The organism is Priestia sp. P5_B4 (assembly GCF_056400385.1).
On the sequence record NZ_JBFULJ010001283.1, the window covers coordinates 1 to 800 of the forward strand.

The following is an 800-nucleotide window of genomic DNA, read 5'->3' on the forward strand; positions in this document are numbered from 1 at the left end:
CCTTTACCCTAACTATATGAAAGCGATGGAAACAAAAAAGCCAGTTATCTACCATGACATAAATACCTTCTCATATGAAGCTGAAGCGTTTGAAACAACGCTTACTCCAATTTTTGATGATGCCGACAATAGTACGCACCTATTAGTGATGAGTAAAAATATCCAGAAGTTAAAAAAAGAATTAGCCCAAAGCATGGAGCAGTATAAATCGCTTTTTATGAACCATGAAAACGCCATATGCATGATGGATTTAAGCGGTAAAATTGTTCAAGCAAATCCTGCCTGTGAGCAAATGTTCGGCTACGATGCGCAGGAGATCATCAATAGTTCTTACAGGCAGCTTCTAGAAGAACTGAAGATTGACGCCCGTGCTTTGCCTTTTCATCACATCATATACGACCAAAGCTACAGCAAGGAAATCCAAGCGTGGCACAAAGAACAAGGAAAGATTTATTTATATGTTACAAACGTGCCCATCATAGTGGAAAATGAATGGATTGGTATTTACTTGATTGCTCAGGACATTACAAAGGAAAAGACAGCTGAAATAAAGTTGGAAAACACGGTGAAAGATTTAGCAAACRTGAAGTATGCCCTTGATGAGTCTGCTATCGTAAGCGTCCTGGATCCGCATGGAACGATTATGTATGTAAACGATATGTTCTGTACGATATTCGGCTATGAAAAAGAAGAGCTAATTGGACAATCATATGAACTGTTTGATGTAAGCTATGACCCTCGGGTTCTTGAAAGTATTGGACAAGGAAAGGTTTGGAGAGGGCAAGTCAAAAGCATAACAA

1 protein-coding gene is annotated in these 800 nt (G+C 38.9%); it reads left to right on the forward strand.

Translation table 11 applies throughout. The features are described 5' to 3' along the window. Nucleotides 1-25: 25 nt before the first annotated feature. On the forward strand, nucleotides 26-800 hold a 775-nt coding region (locus tag AC1DRF_RS30505; RefSeq protein WP_477742635.1), incomplete at its 3' end, for a PAS domain-containing protein.